16 protein-coding genes are annotated in these 18,012 nt (G+C 36.3%); all 16 read right to left on the bottom strand.

From position 1 onward, the window contains the following. Positions 1-3 precede the first annotated feature (3 nt). Positions 4-1,326, bottom strand: a complete 1,323-nt coding sequence (locus tag X929_RS07560; protein WP_103067415.1) for an NCS2 family permease — start codon at positions 1,324-1,326, stop codon at positions 4-6. A gap of 23 nt (positions 1,327-1,349) precedes the next feature. Further along, a complete protein-coding gene (gene ade, locus X929_RS07555) occupies positions 1,350-3,062 on the bottom strand; it encodes an adenine deaminase (RefSeq protein ID WP_103067414.1) in 1,713 nt (570 codons plus the stop codon). Between the two features lie 15 nt (positions 3,063-3,077). Further along, positions 3,078-4,169, bottom strand: a complete 1,092-nt coding sequence (locus X929_RS07550) for a 4Fe-4S binding protein (protein ID WP_103067413.1) — start codon at positions 4,167-4,169, stop codon at positions 3,078-3,080. A 4-nt stretch (positions 4,170-4,173) separates the two neighbouring features. Then, on the bottom strand, positions 4,174-4,725 hold the full coding sequence (locus tag X929_RS07545; RefSeq protein WP_103067412.1) for a nucleoside-triphosphatase: 552 nt from the start codon (positions 4,723-4,725) through the stop codon (positions 4,174-4,176). After that, positions 4,718-5,713 (bottom strand): xanthine dehydrogenase family protein molybdopterin-binding subunit, encoded by a 996-nt coding sequence (locus tag X929_RS09940; RefSeq protein WP_103067411.1) that lies wholly within the window; start codon positions 5,711-5,713, stop codon positions 4,718-4,720. The genes X929_RS07545 and X929_RS09940 overlap by 8 nt, the downstream gene beginning before the upstream one ends. Next, positions 5,710-6,996 carry a xanthine dehydrogenase family protein molybdopterin-binding subunit gene (locus X929_RS09935; protein WP_342749852.1) on the bottom strand — a complete coding sequence of 429 codons (1,287 nt, stop codon included), beginning with the start codon at positions 6,994-6,996 and terminating at the stop codon, positions 5,710-5,712. Before X929_RS09935 ends, X929_RS09940 begins: the two co-directional genes overlap by 4 nt. Further along, entirely contained in the window at positions 6,974-7,468 is a 495-nt protein-coding gene (locus tag X929_RS07530) for a (2Fe-2S)-binding protein (protein ID WP_103067409.1), read from the bottom strand. Before X929_RS07530 ends, X929_RS09935 begins: the two co-directional genes overlap by 23 nt. Then, positions 7,465-8,382 carry an FAD binding domain-containing protein gene (locus tag X929_RS07525; RefSeq protein WP_103067408.1) on the bottom strand — a complete coding sequence of 306 codons (918 nt, stop codon included), beginning with the start codon at positions 8,380-8,382 and terminating at the stop codon, positions 7,465-7,467. The genes X929_RS07530 and X929_RS07525 overlap by 4 nt, the downstream gene beginning before the upstream one ends. After that, a complete protein-coding gene (gene ssnA / locus X929_RS07520) occupies positions 8,324-9,655 on the bottom strand; it encodes a putative aminohydrolase SsnA (RefSeq protein ID WP_103067407.1) in 1,332 nt (443 codons plus the stop codon). The genes X929_RS07525 and ssnA overlap by 59 nt, the downstream gene beginning before the upstream one ends. 20 nt (positions 9,656-9,675) lie before the next feature. After that, positions 9,676-11,043 (bottom strand): 8-oxoguanine deaminase, encoded by a 1,368-nt coding sequence (locus tag X929_RS07515; protein ID WP_103067406.1) that lies wholly within the window; start codon positions 11,041-11,043, stop codon positions 9,676-9,678. A gap of 5 nt (positions 11,044-11,048) precedes the next feature. After that, positions 11,049-11,522 (bottom strand): (2Fe-2S)-binding protein, encoded by a 474-nt coding sequence (locus tag X929_RS07510; RefSeq protein ID WP_103067405.1) that lies wholly within the window; start codon positions 11,520-11,522, stop codon positions 11,049-11,051. A gap of 32 nt (positions 11,523-11,554) precedes the next feature. Then, positions 11,555-12,403, bottom strand: a complete 849-nt coding sequence (locus X929_RS07505; protein WP_103067504.1) for an XdhC family protein — start codon at positions 12,401-12,403, stop codon at positions 11,555-11,557. Positions 12,404-12,429: 26 nt separating this feature from the next. Continuing rightward, a complete protein-coding gene (locus X929_RS07500) occupies positions 12,430-13,308 on the bottom strand; it encodes an FAD binding domain-containing protein (RefSeq protein WP_103067404.1) in 879 nt (292 codons plus the stop codon). Then, positions 13,305-15,497, bottom strand: coding sequence for a xanthine dehydrogenase family protein molybdopterin-binding subunit (locus X929_RS07495; RefSeq protein ID WP_211286755.1), 2,193 nt, complete (start codon positions 15,495-15,497; stop codon positions 13,305-13,307). The genes X929_RS07500 and X929_RS07495 overlap by 4 nt, the downstream gene beginning before the upstream one ends. A 119-nt stretch (positions 15,498-15,616) precedes the next feature. Continuing rightward, the gene (locus tag X929_RS07490; RefSeq protein WP_103067402.1) at positions 15,617-16,627 is read right to left on the bottom strand and encodes an ornithine carbamoyltransferase; all 1,011 of its coding nucleotides are present in this window, start codon (positions 16,625-16,627) and stop codon (positions 15,617-15,619) included. A gap of 19 nt (positions 16,628-16,646) precedes the next feature. After that, positions 16,647-18,002, bottom strand: coding sequence for a dihydropyrimidinase (hydA, locus tag X929_RS07485; protein ID WP_103067401.1), 1,356 nt, complete (start codon positions 18,000-18,002; stop codon positions 16,647-16,649). Positions 18,003-18,012 lie beyond the last annotated feature (10 nt).

The raw sequence follows: 18,012 nt of genomic DNA, 5'->3' as shown, positions 1-18,012 counted from the left end.
AATTTAAAGCCAAATAAAGTAGACAATAAAAAGAGCACACAAAACGTATACTAACCAGTGAACTTCTTTACCTTTGCCAGTGAATAATTTGATTAAAGGATAGGTTATAAAGCCTAGAGCTATTCCGTTAGAAATAGAATAAGTTAAAGGCATTACTATCATTGCCACGAAAGCCGGAAAAACTTCAGTAAAATCTTCCCATTTTATGCTTCTTATATTCGACAACATCATTACGCCGACGATTATCAAAGCTGGTGCTGTTGCAGCACCTGGAACTATAGCTATTATAGGTTGAAAGAACAAAGAAAGAAAGAATAAAATAGCCACGACTATACCTGTTAACCCAGTTCTTCCGCCTTCTGAGACACCTGAAGCAGATTCAACGTATGTTGTAACCGTACTGGTTCCAAATACGGCACCACCTGTAGTAGCGATAGCGTCAGCTAAAAGAGCTCTATCTGCTTTTGGTAAAGATCCGTCCTCTTTCAAATAACCCGCTTGTTGACTAACCCCTACCAACGTACCTGCAGTATCAAAAAGATCTACAAATAAGAAAGAAATTAAAACACCTATCATGCCGATATTAAATGCAGATTTAATATCGAGTTGGAACAAAACTTGAGACCAGTCAGCCATTTTTGGCAATGCTACAACACCTTCAGGTGCTGGTGTAACACCGTTGAATAGTCCTAAAATCGTAGCGATTATAATTCCCAACAATAGAGCCCCTTTTACCCTTAAAGCGTGTAAAATTCCCGTTATAATTAGGCCTAATAGTGCTATTAAAGCTGGTCCAGCGAATAAGTCTCCCATTCTTACCAATGTTGCAGGATCTGCTACTACTATACCAGCGTTTTGCAAACCTATAAAAGCTATAAATAAACCTATTCCTGAACTTATCCCCGTTTTCAAACTCATTGGAATCGAATTAACGATCATCTTTCTTACAGGTGTAACACTAAGCACAATAAAGATTATACCTTCTATAAATACTATTCCTAGGGCGGTTTGCCACGAAACCCCCATACCTATTACGACTGAATAGGCAAAGAAAGCATTCAAGCCCATTCCTGAAGCCAATGCAAACGGATAATTGGTAAGTAAGGCCATCATGACAGTACCTAAAATTGCACCAGCTATAGTGGCTATGAAGACACCGTTGAAAGGCATTCCTGCATCACTAAGTATAGAAGGGTTTACGAAGATGATATAAGCCATCGTCATAAACGTTGTGATACCTGCTAAGACCTCAGTTCTAACGTTTGTACCGTTCTCTTTTAACTTGAAAGCCCTTTCAAAAAAACCTTTTTGCTGAGTGTTTGCCATAAGTTTAACCCCCTTTTTAAATGTCAATTTACAACCAATGATACAAAGATATGATTTTCAACGTCGTATAACCCATCACAAGTTATCTTTAATTTGGGAACCACTGGTAATCCCATAAACGCCAATGTCATGAAAGGACTATTTGTTTTGACCCCTAAATTATGTGCAATTTTTCTAAGTTCTTGCAGTTTTTCAGATACTTTCCCGATTGGATCGGTAGAAATAAGCCCTCCAATGGGTAGTTCGATGAAATCAACGATTTTTTGATTATTTGCAATCACAATTCCTCCCTGAATTTCTGCAATTTTTTCTACTGCTATCTTCATATCGCTTGAATTTGTGCCTAAAACAATAATGTTGTGAGAATCATGAGCTATGGAGCTTGCGATGGCACCAGACTCTAATCCAAAACCCCTTATCAAACCCAAACCAATCTTTCCAGTACTTTTGTGTCTTTCTACAACCGCAATTTTATTTATATTATACCTTATAAATCGTTCTTCTTCAAAACTGTATGGAAATGAGAAAAACTCCTCTCCTGTGATAATCTGATCCTGAATCATGTTAATAACACGGTAAGTTTTCCCTTTAGGAATTTTGAAATCCTCTTCTCTAATGGGGGCAATATTTACAGAATGAAAAATTGTTGGAGGCCTTTCAAAGTTATTAGAATTAACTTGGAATAAAGCTTTCCCATTTTCCGCTACTTTTTTTCCGTCTTTGTACACTTGGAAAATGCCCAATTCATCTAAATTATCTATTATTAGAAGATCAGCCTTGTATCCTGGAGCAATCCCTCCTAAACGGTGTAGTCCTAAAGAACGAGCAGCATTAATTGTTGCGAGTTTTATTGCCCTTAAAGGTTCTATACCAAGTTTTATGGCCTTTTTAATCATAAAATTTATATGGCCTTCTGAGATAAGGTCTTCAGGGTGTTTGTCATCTGTGGCAAATAAAAAGTTACAGTTGTTTTTATCGTTAATTGCAGGTAACAAACTCTGAAGATCCCTTGTGACTGAACCTTCCCTGACCATTATGTACATTCCTTTTGAAATCTTTTCTAATGCCTCATTGGGGGATGTAGTTTCGTGATCGGCCATGATTCCAGCTAAAAGATAGGCGTTTAAAATTTTTCCTTGTAATTTTGGAGCATGACCATCAATGAAATAGTCTTTCATGAGTTCTATCTTATCCCAAATATAATCTTGACCTGTTAAAACTCCTTCATAATCCATAACCTCACCAAGACCAAAAAAATTTTCTTCTGTAATTAATTCTTTTATTTTCTCTGCATTTAGTACAGATCCCGATTTATCGAAAGTGGTCACGGGCACACAAGAAGGAACCATTAAATTAAAATTCCATGGTATGTTATTCCCGATTGTTAAGAAATATTTTATACCAACCTTCCCAGCTACATTTGCTATCTCATGTGGATCGGCAACAAGGGTCAAGGTTCCTAAAGGGATAACCGTTTTAGCGAATTCTTCTATTGTCACCATAGTACTTTCTAAATGCAGATGAGCATCTATAAACCCCGGAGATATGAATTTGCCTTCTATGTCAACTTCTTCCCTGCCTTCATACTTTCCAAAGCCGATTATTACACCATTGGAAATGGCCAAATCCTCTTTTATAACTTTTTCGTTAAAAACGTCTATTATTTTCCCGTTTTTGAATACTAGATCCGCTTTTTCATTTCCTAAAGCTATTGATAAAAGATCTTTGTTTGACAATAGTATTTTCCTCCTTTATAAAGATAAGGAGAGAGAATTGAAATTACATCTTGTCACACATAATCCACAACCAGCGCATTTGTTTGTATCTATTCTCACACTGTGAAGTTCTTTTATGAGATGGATCGCATCATAAACACAACTTTTAACACATAGCCCGCATTCTGTACATTTTTCATCGTTTACGGTTGGAAATATCAAATTATAATTTGTCTCATTAACAATATTTTTTTGAGCTATTCCCCTAATTTCTTCTAAAGACTTAAATCCATGGTCGTCCAAATACTTTTCAATTTCATTAGCAATCTTTTTATATATTTGAGGTCCATTCAAAATAGCGGCGGTACAAACTTGTACAGCTTGGGCCCCTGCCATTATCATTTTTATTGCTTCTTTACCTGTACTGATTCCACCTACTCCAACCACGGGAATATTAACCGACCTTACAGCCTCAAAAACTGCCCTCAAAGCTAAAGGAAATATTGCCTGACCTGATAACCATCCGAAACCATTTTTACTTCCCAATAAAGGTTTACCACTTTCTAAATCAATGTCTAAGGTAGGACCAAAGGAGTTTATTAAGACTAAACCATCTGCACCAGCCTTTTCAGCCTCTTTAGCGAACGTTGGAATGTCTATTTGAGGACTAAGTTTTACCATAACGGGTAGATCTGTACTTTCTTTTGCTGCTCTTATACTATTAATCATGGGGGTAGGGTCATTACCAAGGTAATGTGTAGACAGTTCAAAAGCATCAGCGAACCGTTCTACTTTTGGTATTACTTCTTTTATATCTTCAGAAGTATACCCAACGCCTATTATCACAGGCAACCCTGTTTCAACTACCTGAGGATATTCATTTTCAATCCATTGTTCTAGAGATAATTCGGACCAAAGTTCGGTATTTATAAACCCTCCTTTTACTTGAGCCATGTTTGGTTTTGGAACTTTTGCAGCTCGTACGGAAACCGTTTTGGTAACAATCGCACCAGCTCCCCCTTCTTTGGCTTTGTGAGCACACTCTCCATCTTTAATAGGTGGTCCTGCAGCAGGCATTACAGGGGTTTTCAACAACATTCCTAATAAGTCTACAGATATGTCAGCCATAAATTCACTCCTTTATTGAAAGTATTAGTTTTATTTGATTTAGCACCTTTTTGTAAACTTCCTCACGGTTATCTGGGAGAACTCTAAATATTTGAACATCTTTTCTATTCCTAATCTTATCCAAAAATGGATTAGATTCATCCTTTATTACACCCAAAACGGTTTTGTTACTGTTTAAAACTTCATATACTTTCTGCTGGAACTGGTAAGCAGTTAACTCGAATCTTCCCAATTCATCCATGATTACTAAGTCAGCATCATCAATGTTTGTAAGAAGTTGTACACCAATTTTGTCAAATACTTGAATATTTATCTCCCAATTTTTAGAGTCATCTTTTCTGAAGGCAAATCTGTTATATTTAGATTTTTTAGATCGATCACCGTTATTAAATGAAGATGCTTCTACTAAATAAAAGGCGTTCCAACTATTTTTTTTACCTTCTCTATCAACTGAAAAACCACAAACATGTAATGATAGTTGATTAATCACTTTACGTATAATCGTTGATTTACCTACACCTATAGAACCTGTAAGAAAGATGTTATTTTTAATCATTTTCTTTTTCTTTTAGAGCTTTAAGAATTTTTTCTGGGGTGATAGGCAATTCATAAAATCTAATACCTATAGCATCGTATATAGCGTTAGCAATGGCAGGGGAAGCTGCAATGGTTGTTGGTTCTCCTATACCTTTTGCACCAAATGGCCCGATAGAATCTTCATTTTCTATTAATACAGAATGAAAATTCGGAATATCCATAGAAGTTGGAACCAAGTAACCTGTCATATTTGGATTTAATGTGATTCCATTTTTTATTACTTGTTCTTCCATAAGAGCCATACCTATTCCTTGAGTTGTACCACCCTCTATCTGTCCTTCCACATTTATAGGGTTTATAGCTTTTCCACAATCAAGTGCGGTGTAAACATCTTTCACATCAACTTTTCCAGTGGTTGTGTCAACCTCTACATCGACTATTTGAGTCATAAAGGTATAAGCAACGTAGACTTCATGGGCCTGTCCGGATATTAAATCGGGAGAATATGTTGGTGGAAAGTAGGTCGCTTCACCTTTCAAAGTTTCACCTTTTTCTTCTACCTTTCTTTTTAAATCCCAGTAAGTAATTGTTTTTTCAGGGTTAGGATTGTAGATGATTTTTCCATCTTTCAAAGTTAGTTCAGGATAATTACTATTGAACTCTAAACTCGCATAATGGAAAATTTTTCCCTTTAAGTTTTCACACGCTTGTTTTACGGCGTTCCCTGTAAAGGTAGTTTGACGAGTTGCGGACGTTGATCCAGAATTCATAGTTTTATGAGTATCGCCCTGAATAACTTTTACTTTTTCAACACCAACTGAAAGAACTTCTGCTGCAATTTGACTGATCACCGTTAAAACTCCTTGTCCTACATCGGCAGCGGCAGTTACTACTAAAACCTTTTCATCATCCGTAAATTCAACCGTCGCATGAGAAAAATCGGGAAATCCTTCACCGTAACCATATCCGAACATTATTGTAGCCATACCTCTTCCTTTTTTCTTCAATGTCGAACACCTTCTTTCTCCTTGGAAAGCTTTAAAGCCTTTTCTATGGTTTCAACGACGTTGACACTTTGTGTAAGCTTTTGACCATTTGGAGTAATTGAGCCAATTCTGTAAGCGTTCTTTAGTCTAATCTCTGCTGGATCCATACCCAACTTTTCAGCTAATATATTCATTTGAGATTCATAAGCAAAAGCCATCTGTGTTGTTCCAAATCCTCTCATGGCTCCACCATACGTATTATTAGTGTAAACGGTATAAGCTATACCCTTAACGTTAGGTACATTGTATGGACCTGTACAATGATACATACCTTTATGTACAACAGCAGGACCACTGGATGCATATGCTCCGGTATCCCCTACAACTTCAACCTCCCAAGCCTTTAGAATTCCATCTTTTGTGGCTCCTGTTCTAGCCTTAATATACAGTGGATGCCTTTTAGACTGTGCGATCATAGATTCTTCTCTGGTGTAAGTTAATTTAACAGGATGTTTTGTGCTCATTGCAGCTAAAGCTAAATGTAAATGTACAGAAATATCTTCTTTTCTACCAAATGCCCCTCCAATAACGGGTTGTATTATCCTGATTTTTTCTTTTGGTAAATTTAAAGATTGGGCTATATCAGCTTGTGTATCGTGAAGCCATTGTGTGGATGCCCAAATAGTTATTACACCTGTTTTTTCATCGTAAACAGCTACACCAGACTCTACTTGTAAAGGTAGTTGATCAACATGCTGCGTTTTATACTCTCTTTCTATTATTACATCAGATTCGTCAAAACCTTTTTTTACATCCCCTTTGTTTAATTGATGAGTAACAACTATGTTTCCACCTTCATGAATTTTTGGAGCGTCTTCTTCCATTGCCCTGAAAGGATCGGTAATGACCTCTAATTCTTTAACTTCGACTTTTATTAAATTAATAGCTTTAGTGGCAATTTCTTTACTCTTTGCAACAACTATAGCCAATGCGTCTCCCATAAAGCGTGTTTTTTCTCCTATTCCTACTAAAACAGGTTGATCTTTAATTATCAATCCAAACTTGTTCAAATGAGGATAATCCTTTGCAGTGATAACTTTAATTACTCCGGGTAATGATTCAGCTTTAGAGACATCTATTTTTTGAATATAAGCGTGTGGATGCGTAGCACGTTTAACTTTCACATAGAGCATGTCCTCAAAGTATATATCATCCGGATAGATGGCTTTACCCAATACTTTGTCTTTGGCATCAACTTTGAAAACATTCTCTCCTACATATTTATTTGGTATCAACTTTCTCACCTCTCTTATACTCAGCAATTTTAGTAGCCGAGAGTTTGACCGCATCTATTATTTTTTGGTATCCAGTACATCTACAGATATTACCGGATAAACCTATTTTTATTTCCTCTTCCGTTGGGTTTGGAATTTCGTCAAGAAGTTTTTTAGTTGCTAGTATAAATCCAGGTGTGCAAAAACCACATTGTACAGCTCCAGTTTCAATGTATGCCTCTTGTATAGGATGTAAAATATTTTTATCACTCAAACCTTCAATAGTAACTATTTCTGCGCCATCTGCTTCGTATGCAAGCACTAAGCAAGAAGCTACGATTTTATCATTCATTATAACCGTACATGCACCACATTCTCCTTTTCCGCAACCTTCTTTTGTACCTGTAAGATTCAGATCGTCCCTAATTAAGTCTAACAAACGGGTAGTTGAATTAACATTGCATTCTCTTTTAATACCATTTATGGTAAAGCTTATTTTCAATCTACCCTCACCATCCTTTCTATCTCATTTAATGCGCTAATTGTTAGATTTTTAGCAACTTCCCTTCGATATTCTTTGGTACCTCTTATGTCGTCTATTGGTGAAATGTTATCGGAGACTACTTTTCCAATCTGAGAATAGTCTAATTCGTTTAACCTTTTTCCAACCATAAGAGGTTGAATTTGTGATATCTCAATTGGAACTGGAGCGACAGAGCCAAGAGAACATTTAACTGTTTTTATGCGTTCATCATCATTGAAGGTAATTATAAGAGCCAATGTGATACTTGAAATTATCAAGGCGTTTCTTTTTCCAACTTTTAACCATTTTCCATAAGTGTGTTTTTGAGGCATTGGAATGATAATTTTTTCTATGATTTCATTCTTTCCAAGTACATTTTTTTTAGGCCCTAGAAAAAACTCTTTTGCAGGTACCTCACAGGTTTCATTTTGGGAAGTTATTTTGAATACAGCATCGTAAGCTATTAAGGGAGGCAATAAATCTCCTGCTGGGGAAGAATTTGCAATATTACCACCAATGGTACCCCTGTTTCTAATCTGTGGTGAACCAACATCCAAGGCAGCTTGACTTATTAGCGGTAAACATTTTTGTATAATCTCAGATTTTTCTAATTCCTCGTGTGTGACTAGAGCGCCAACTTCTATTCGATCATCGTTTATTTCAATTTTTTTCAGTTCATAGAGGTTCTTTAAGCTGATCCACCTTTCTATTTCATAAAGGCGGTCAAAGTAATCTACCAAAACATCTGTTCCACCCGCGATGATTTTGATGTTGGGGCTGTATTTTGCGAGAATCTCTGTGGCTTCTTTCAATGTGGTGGGAGCAAAGTAATCATCAGAATCTCTCCCAAAATCTTCTTGCTTGCTCCCTAGTTCTCCTGTGTATTCTTTCATAATCTAAAACCGTCACCTCCCGATCATCCATAATAATTTTGCCGTCAATAATAACTGTTTCAACCATTCCCCCGTTCATTCCAAAAAGGATATGAGAATAAACGTTATCTTTTTCTATTGGAGTTGGAGGAATATAATCCACTATTATTAAATCCGCACGAAAATTTTCTTTTATTTTTCCAATTTCGACACCTAATAGGTTGGAAACAATTTGTATATTGTTATTAAAGGCCATGTTGTAAACTTCGTTCCACCCCGCTTGTGGATCACCCGATTGATGTTTTTGGAGCAAGTTTGCAACCTTTATACTTTCGAACATATCGTGTGTATAAGCATCTGTTCCCAGACCGGTTAGGATTTCGTGATCAAAAAAATCTTTTATTGGAGCTGCTCCTACCGCGTTCCCCATGTTTGATTCTGGATTGTGAACAACCCACGCACCACTCTTCTTCAACATAGGAATCTCTTCTTTCTTGATATGAACACCATGAGCAGCTAAGGTATGTGGCCTTAATATTTTAAATTTCGTTAATCTATCGACTACACCCATGTAACCTCTTTTTACGCTGTCCTGTAAATCTTCTCTCCCCTCAGCAACGTGGATATGAAACGGAACGTGTAACTCGTCTGCTAATTCTGAAGCCTTATTTAAGGTTCTATCTTCAAGTGTAAAAGAAGCATGTAACCCAATCATTCCACCTAACTTATCATTTTGAGAAACCTGAATCTTTCTAATAAACCTTTCATTTTCTTTCAGAGATGCATAGCGTTTAGTCTGACCATGTCTATCTGATACTTCATAACAAAGATTAGCCCTTATACCAGCTTCCATTGCTGCTTGTGCAATGATGTCCAAACTGCCATCTATATAATTAAAGCTTGCATGATGGTCAAAAATGGTGGTAACTCCGTTTTTTATACACTCTAAAATTGCAAATAACGCACTATAATAAATATCATTCTCGTTTAAAGTGTTGTCCAGTCGCCACCATAATTTTTCTAATATTTCTAGAAAGTTTTGTGGGGAAGTGTCAGTTTTTAAGTTCATTCCTCTGGCAAAAGTACTGTACAGGTGAGTGTGAGTGTTTATTAAACCAGGCATTAGAACTTTATCTTGGGCGTTTTTGAAAACAGCGTTTGGATATTTATGAAGTAAAACTTCAGTTTCTCCTATTTCTTTTATTTTTTTGCCCTCTATTAACACAGCACCATTATTAATTATAGGAATTTCTTCGTCAAAGGTGAGAACAGTGGCGTTGCCTATTAACAACATGTTCGTTTCCCTCCAAATTTTTAGGCCTCGAGCATCCTTTTAGATAGTTTATTAGCCTTTTCGATGATTTTTCCTTCATCAACTTTAACAAGTTCACCATCTTTTACAACTATTTCTCCATTGACTATCGTAATATCTACAATTTGAGAATCACCTGTATTAATAATCATTGAAATAGGGTCGTAAATGCCTCCCGTATAACCTAATCGATCCCAACGAACCAAGAACATATCTGCCGCTTTACCTTCTTCTAAACTTCCAATTTCTGGTTGGTTTATAACTTCACTTCCACCTTTTGTGGCTATATGCAACACATCTTCAGAGGTAATAGCGTTGATACCGTAAATTAATCTGCTCATCAAAAAAGCAGTTTTCATTTCTAAAATCATATTAGAAGAATCGTTGCTTGCACTCCCATCGACAGCTAGGCTTACTTTAACACCCTTTTTTAACATAGAAGGGATCTTTGCAGCCCCAGAGGCTAGTTTTGAATTAGAAACGGGGCAGTGAGCAACCCCTGTTTTAGTTAATGCCAGTTTAGCTATCTCTTCTTCGTTGAAATGAACTCCATGGGCAAACCATACATCAGAACCTAACCAATCTAGACTCTCCATGTATTCTAAAGGTCTCTTACCAAAGGCATCTATACAAAATCTCTCTTCGTCTTTTGTTTCAGCTAGATGTGTATGACTACAAACACTATATTCTCTTGCTAATTGAATAGATTCGTAGAGAAGTGTAGAAGTTACAGAGAATGGAGAGCATGGAGCTAGAACGACTCTATGCATGGCAAATGGAGAAGGATCATGAAATTTTTCAATAACTCTTTGGGAATCTTTCAATATTTCTTTTTCTGTTTGAACTACTGAATCAGGAGGAAGTCCTCCATCTTTTTCACTCAATGACATACTTCCTCTACTTCCATGTAATCTGATTCCAATTTCTTTCGCAGCATAAAATTCGTTGTCAAGAAGATCTGGTGGTTGATTTTTCGGAAATACATAGAAATGATCAACCGATGTCGTGCAACCAGTTTTTAGTAATTCAGCTGTTGCCACTAAAGTACTGTAGTACACAACCTCTGGTGTCAACCTTGACCAAATATGATACAAAAACTTTAACCAATCAAATAATTCGACATTTTGTACTTGAGGAATGTTTCTTGTAAAGGTTTGATAGAAATGATGATGTGTGTTAATTAATCCTGGATATACATAATATTTGGAGCCATCTATAACTTCATCAATTTGTTCGTCTGACACATCTATATTTCGGGAAATTTTATGTATTATCTTATCTTTAATTAAAATATCGTGATCCTTCAATTGATCCTTCTTCGCGTTCATAGTGGTTATGACTTTAGCATTTTTTATCAATATGTTCGACATATATATCAGCCTTCCTTTATTTGTGTAACTGCTTCTATTGCTTCGACTATTTGCTGATATCCAGTACATCTACAGAGATTTCCTTCTATTGCAGTTTTTATTTCTTCCTTTGAGGGATTGGGATTTTTATTCAACAAAGCCTTGGCGGACATAATCATTCCAGGTGTACAAAAACCACATTGAACGGCTTGATGATCAATAAAAGATTGTTGAATTGGATCTAATTTTCCATTAACTTCCAACCCCTCGATCGTAAGAACTTCATAACCATCAATTTGAGCTGTTAATATTAAACATGAATGAACAGCTTCACCATTTAAAATAACAGTACAAGCTCCACATTCGCCTACTGCACATCCTTCTTTTACACTTGTTAATTTCAACTGATTACGTAGAGTATCAAGAAGTCGCTCCGTTGGTTCCACTTGTAATGTCTCTTTTGTATTGTTCACATAGAGAGTTACTTCAATTTTTCTCATTTTTTGAATACCTCCATAAACATAAGTTTCAATCAATTTTGTACACTGCTTGTTTCTTTGCTTCCAATTGTGTTGTAGAATGGAAGACGGAGTGTGCTTAGATCAGCACCTTTTTCCACAGCTATTAATTCAGCAAGTATCGATATGGCTAATTCTTCTGGTGTTTCTGCCTTAATTGGTAGACCTATGGGGGCATGAATCTTGTCCAAAAAGTGTTGGGAGACGCCAACTTTGAGAAGATTTTTCTTCATTTCAGCAATCTTGTGCTTTGAGCCTATGACGCCAAGATAGGCAAATGGTTTATTCTCTAGTGCTTGTACTATCTCTTTGTCAACAGCATGTCCCCTGGTTACTACCACAACATAACTTTTGTTGTGTAAGCGTATTTCATTATCCAAGGCCTCTTTTAATGGAGAGCAAACCACATGTCCCCAGGGTATATTATCCTCATTTGCAAAATCTCTTCGATCGTCCCATACCGTTACCTTGTAGCCAGTTAAGGTCGCTACACGCGCCAAAGCTTTACCCACGTGCCCTGCACCGAAAATAACAACTTCTCGATTTTGCCCTATTACTTCGAGGAACACTCCCAAGCTTCCCCCACAGATGGCACCTTCGTCTCCCGCTTCTTTTGCGTTGAGCGATTCCCTATAAAAAAGAACTTGAGCATTGCTTTTAAGTAACTTGAGGGCTTCATCGATTACGTGATGTTCGACTATGCCTCCTCCTATGGTTCCAATTGTACTGCCGTCTGCAGCAAGCCACATTTTGGCTCCCATACTACGAGGAGTAGATCCCTTTTCTTCAACGACTGTACACAAAACCCCTTCAGGTCCTTCTTTAAGAGCTTTATCTATTGCTTTTAGAATGGCTTCGTTCATATGCGTTGCACCTCGCTTTATAAAAATCAAAATCTTTGGCTTGAGTTTGAAATCTCCATGATAGCCTTTTTGAAAATTGCCCCTAAGGCAGGCTTTTTGTAGGGAGTAGACCATCTTTCGCCAGTTATTTTCACCATTTCGTCACCTATTTTTTTTGCTAACTCTTCCAAATTTAATTGATTGGCTTTTTGATTTAGTATTTCCCTTTCTATATTCTTAAATCTTATCGGAAAAGGTGTTGCAGAACCTGGAACTATTCTTATATCTTCAATTTTTGAGTCTTGTTCATTTATTTTTGCAACCACAGCTAAGTTTAGTCTTGCTATATTCAAAGCTCTTCTTCTTCCAATTTTTTGAAAACTAAAACGATAATTTTCATCTACTTTTGGTATTATTATTTTAGTTAAGAGTTCATCTTGATTTTTACTAGTCTTGTAAGGTCCTACAATATACTGATCTAAGGGTATATATCTTTTCCCATTTATGGAGCTTAGCTCTATCTTAGAATTTAAAGCCATCAAAGGAGGAATTAAATCAGCTGCTGGAGATGCGTTGGATATATTTCCTCCAACGGTACCTCTGTTTCTAATCTGAACGGAACCTATACTTTTTGCTGCAGTTACGAGAAATGGGAAATATTTGTTGATAACGTTTGATTGGATTAACATTGTATGCGTACACAAAGCTCCCAACTCGACATTATCTTCCTTTTCATTTATATATTGAAGACCTTTGATATTAGAAATATCCAATATATAATCAAATTTTTCTAATCTTTTACTTTCTTTATGTATATCTACCAGTATATCAGTTCCACCAGCTAATACCTTTATATTTTCATATTTATGCATATATTCTAAAGCAGAATCAACATCTTTAGCAATTAAAAAATCATATTCAATCATTTTTTCTTCCTTCCTTTTTTCAAAGAATGACCTACTACAATTTTCTCCAAGTTTATGGGTAAGGATCTTATTCTTTTACCAGTTGCTTGAGCAACCGCATTAGCTATGGCAGCTGCACCTAACTCTAAGGTGGGTTCTCCTACGGATTTTGCTCCGTAAGGCCCACTAGGATCAGGATTTTCAACTATAATGGGAGTTATATCAGGCATATCTTTTACTGTGGGTATCAAATATTCGTCAAAATTGGTGTTGTTGATGTATCCCTCGTCTGTATCCAACTCTTCCATGATTCCGTATCCAAGACCCATCGATATTCCACCATAAAATTGACCAAGAACGCTTGCTGGATTGATAGCTCTTCCAACATCATGAGCAGCCACCATTTTCAAAACTTTTATCTCACCAGTGCTGATATCAACTTCAACTTCTGCTATCTGACATCCATAAACATATGTAAAATAGGGTCTGCCTTGCCCTGTTTCTTCATCCCAACTTATCTCAGGTGATTTGTACCAACCATATGAAGATAAAAAGACGCCAGAGTTGTATGCACTGGAAGCGGCTTCATCAAAAGACATTAATTTTATTTGATTTGGAGTATAAATCGAATTGTCTTTAAATATTAATTCTTTGTGGGATAAATTATATTTTTCTATAAGAAAATCAGTTAATTTCTGCTTAAGCTTTTTAGCAGCATCGAGTGTTGCATTCCCACCAACCAATGTCGCACGAGAAGCCACCGTAGAACCGCTATCTGGAGAAATTAATGTATCAACGACCATAAAGTTGATCTTTTCAATATCTATTCCTAATTCCTCGGCTACAATTTGAGAGAAGGCAGTTTTAAGACCTTGTCCGTTTTCAGCTAAACCGCTGTAGAAATATAATGTTCCATCTTTTTGTATGGATAATATGACACCAGCGGCATCAACAGCTTCTGCTCCTAAACTACAACCTCTATAACTTATAGCCATTCCTATTCCTTTCCTTTTATCTCCTGTTTGTTCTTTACTGTATTCTTTGTATTTCTCTAAAAAATTGATCGAATCAGTGGCTTTTTTAATCACTTCTTCGAGACTGACTTTGTGATTATCAAGTTTTTGGCCACTTGCTGTTACAGAATTATCGTGAAAAATATTTTTCAATCTAAGTTCCAAGGGATTCATCCCAAGTTCTTGAGCTAATTCATCCATTAGGGATTCATTGGCAAATATAACTTGAGGAGAACCGTATCCACGCATGGCTCCAGTGTATACATTGTTGGTATAGTATCCATAAGTGTCTGTCTTAACGTGTGGAATTTCATAAGGACCAGTAGCTTGAACAACAGATCTCCAGGTAACAAATGGCGTTTGACAGGCGTAAGCTCCACTGTCTGCAATTGCCTCAATTTCCATAGCCAGTAACTGGCCATCTTTTGTTGCTCCGACTTTGTATTTCAGTTTGTAAGGATGCCTTTTATAACTTTCGATAATTGATTCTTCCCTAGTATTTTTTAATTTTACAGGTCTATTCGTTTTCAAAGCTAGAACAGCAGCTCGAGCAGCCATAGAAGAAATTACTTCATCTTTACCACCAAACGAACCTCCTATGTGATTTTGAACTATTCTAACTTGGTTGAATCCGATTTTAAGAACAGAGGCAACTGCGTTACGACAAGCAAAAGGGTTTTGTATAGACCCATATATAGTAACCACACTGTTGTTTTCATAAGGAACGGCAATTACAACCTCAGGTTCTAAGTATGCATGCTCAACAAATTGGGTTTGATACTCTCTTTCCAAAATTACATCAGATCTTTTAAATCCTTCTTCTACATCTCCTTTTCTAAGTTTATGGTGAATGACCTGATTATTGTCTTTATCTTCATGGATAGTTGGTGCATTTCTTGACTCTAATGGATCAAAAATTCCAGGGAGCTCCATGTATTCTACTTTTATACTTTCAACCGCTTTTTTTGCTATCTCAGGAGTTTCTGCAGCGACCAAGGCTATTCCATCACCTATGAAATAAGTCCTTTCTTTAGCCAAAACTTGTTGGTCTGGGATGATAACACCAAATTCGTTATTTGGTATATCTTTTGCAGTTATAATTGCTTTTACCCCAGGAATCTTTTTAGCTTCATCTAAGTTTATGTTCAATATTTTTGCAGAAGGATACTTAGTTCTTAGAACCTTTGCATACAACATATTTGGAAATTCTAAATCATCTGCAAATTTAGCTTTTCCAGTAACCTTTTCGTATGCGTCTATTCGCTTTTTTGGTTGATTAACACTTTTAAAAATGATTGTTCACCTCCAAATAATGATCAGGGCCTTCCTCCCATAGTCAAAGCCATGATTGCTTTTGCTGTATGTAAACGATTTTCAGCTTCATCGTATATTATAGAATGAGGGCCATCTATAACAGGATCTGTTACTTCTTTACCTCTGTCTGCAGGCATCGCGTGCATATAAAGAACATCTTTATCGGCTAAAGACATTCTTCTTTCATCACAGATCCAATCTTTGTGTTTTTCAAGATTTTCCTTCATCTGTTTTTTTCCTTCATCTGTATCAGGATCTTCGACTCCCAAAAATCCACCCCAATTCTTTGGAATTACAATTTGTGCCCCATCGAAAGCCTCATCCATATCGTTTGTGAACTTTAAACCTCCGCCATGTTTTTCTGCGTTTTGTTTTGCTTGCTCCATGAGTTCGGGCATAAGTGGGAATTCTTTTGGATGAGCGATAGTTACGTCCATTCCATATCTTGTAAATAGTAATGCTTGTGTTTGAGGTACGGACAAAGGTTTTGCATGGGATGTTGCATAAGCCCAAGATATAGTGACTTTAATATTTCTAAGATCATTACCACATTTTTCTTTTATTGTCATCAAATCCGCCAAACCTTGTAAAGGATGGTAGAAATCATCTTGAAGGTTAATAACAGGTACATCCGCATATTTTGCAACCTCTCTCATGTAATTGTTGCCGATTCCAAAGAAACAGTTTCTTATTGCTATTGCGTGTCCAAAGCGACTCAAAACAATAGCAGTATCCTTTGCCGATTCTCCGTGAGAAAGTTGCATCTTATCCGGGGTCAGATCATGAGCATGTCCTCCCAGTTGAGTGATACCAGCTTCTATAGAATTTCGAGTTCGTGTAGATTGTTCGAAAAACATCATGAAGATTGTTTTTGATCTTAACAAATGATCAGTAGGTTCTCCTAATGCAAACCTCATTTTAAGTTCATTAGATAATTCAAAAACAGTTTCTAATTCTTCTTTACTCCACTCTTGTGTAGTTATAAAATCCTTTCCCCTAAAAAGTGTGTTCATTTTATCTCCTCCAGTATGATTATATAGCTTTTATAAACCTTCCAAAACCTTTTTCTCCTAGGAAATTTCTATCTTTTACGATTACTTTTCCCCTTAAAATGGTTGTAACGGGGAGACCATCTACTTCAAATCCTTCAAAAGGAGTGTATCCCGCCTTTGAATGAGTGTTAGAGCTGTTTAATACTTTCTTTAAATTTGGATCGAAAATAACTAAATCAGCGTCAGAATCTATAGCTATTGTTCCTTTTTGTGGATATAATTTGAAAATTTTTGCTGGATTAGTGGAAAGGAGTTCAACTAGTCTGTTTATAGAAATTAAACCTTTATTTACCCCGTATGTATAGGTCAAAGGAAGAAGTGTTTCCACTCCTGGAATACCAGGAAAGATATCCAGTGAATTTTCACCTTTTGATTTTTGTTCTGCATTGTAAGCGCAGTGGTCTGTGGCAATTACGTCTATCAGGCCTTTTTGAATTCCTTCCCACAAAGCTTCGTTATCTAGACTTTCTCTCAATGGAGGAGTCATAAAATAAAATCTGGCTTTAGGACCTTTTAATAATTCTCTTGTTAATAAGAGATAGTGAGGTGTGGTTTCAACATACAATTTAAAATTTTTTAGATTTTTATACTCTTTAACTACCTGATAACCTTTTTTTGATGAAAGATGTACTATGTATAGCGAAGCATTAGTTTTATGAGCAATCTCACAAATTTTTTTAACTGCCTTTTGCTCAGCTTCACTCGGCCTAATATCTGGATGATATTGAGCATCTAATTTATTTTCTTTTTGGAAATTCATAATATTTTGTTCAATAATTTCATTATCTTCAGCATGAACAGCTACTATTAAGTCATTATCTCCAGCTGCCTTAAATAAAGGCTCCCATTTGTCAGAAGACAGCATATATATATTTTTGTAGGTAGTGAATGCTTTTAAACTAGATATTCCAAAATCTCTAATCTCCTTAAGCTGATGATTTTGCTTAAGTGGGTCGAAGTTGTTGTTAATAACTATATGAAAATGAAAATCAATCACGGAATCTCTAGTTTCTTCTAATCTATTTTCTAATCCTTTCATCAAAGACGCAGCTTCCATATCAGCAAAATCTATGTGTGTGGTTACTCCTCCTAAAGCAGCCGATCGCCCTCCCCAATAGAAATTATCTATACTGGTTGTACCTCTAGCATGCAAGCTAAAATGTGTATGACTATCTATAATTCCAGGAAAAACATACTTTCCGCTTGCATCTATTACCTCTTCATCCATAAAAGGAGTTAAATTAGATTCTATTTGTTTTATCTTTTCGTCCAATATTCTAATTTCTTTTTTTTCAGTTTTTGTGGCAGTAACTACGATACCGTTTTTGATTAACACCGTAATCCTT

The organism is Petrotoga olearia DSM 13574 (assembly GCF_002895525.1).
Taxonomy (GTDB): Bacteria; Thermotogota; Thermotogae; order Petrotogales; family Petrotogaceae; genus Petrotoga; species Petrotoga olearia.
This window is presented reverse-complemented; position numbering and strand designations above follow the sequence as displayed.

Excerpts from the sequence above, each read along its gene's own strand:
- X929_RS07560 (WP_103067415.1), bottom strand. The coding sequence starts at position 1,326 with ATGGCAAACACTCAGCAAAAAGGTTTTTTTGAAAGGGCTTTCAAGTTA.
- X929_RS07550 (WP_103067413.1), bottom strand. The coding sequence starts at position 4,169 with ATGGCTGACATATCTGTAGACTTATTAGGAATGTTGTTGAAAACCCCT.
- X929_RS07545 (WP_103067412.1), bottom strand. The coding sequence starts at position 4,725 with ATGATTAAAAATAACATCTTTCTTACAGGTTCTATAGGTGTAGGTAAA.
- X929_RS07525 (WP_103067408.1), bottom strand. The coding sequence starts at position 8,382 with ATGAAAGAATACACAGGAGAACTAGGGAGCAAGCAAGAAGATTTTGGG.
- ssnA (WP_103067407.1), bottom strand. The coding sequence starts at position 9,655 with ATGTTGTTAATAGGCAACGCCACTGTTCTCACCTTTGACGAAGAAATT.
- X929_RS07515 (WP_103067406.1), bottom strand. The coding sequence starts at position 11,043 with ATGTCGAACATATTGATAAAAAATGCTAAAGTCATAACCACTATGAAC.
- X929_RS07510 (WP_103067405.1), bottom strand. The coding sequence starts at position 11,522 with ATGAGAAAAATTGAAGTAACTCTCTATGTGAACAATACAAAAGAGACA.
- X929_RS07505 (WP_103067504.1), bottom strand. The coding sequence starts at position 12,403 with ATGAACGAAGCCATTCTAAAAGCAATAGATAAAGCTCTTAAAGAAGGA.
- X929_RS07500 (WP_103067404.1), bottom strand. The coding sequence starts at position 13,308 with ATGATTGAATATGATTTTTTAATTGCTAAAGATGTTGATTCTGCTTTA.
- X929_RS07495 (WP_211286755.1), bottom strand. The coding sequence starts at position 15,497 with ATGTTGTATGCAAAGGTTCTAAGAACTAAGTATCCTTCTGCAAAAATA.
- X929_RS07490 (WP_103067402.1), bottom strand. The coding sequence starts at position 16,627 with ATGAACACACTTTTTAGGGGAAAGGATTTTATAACTACACAAGAGTGG.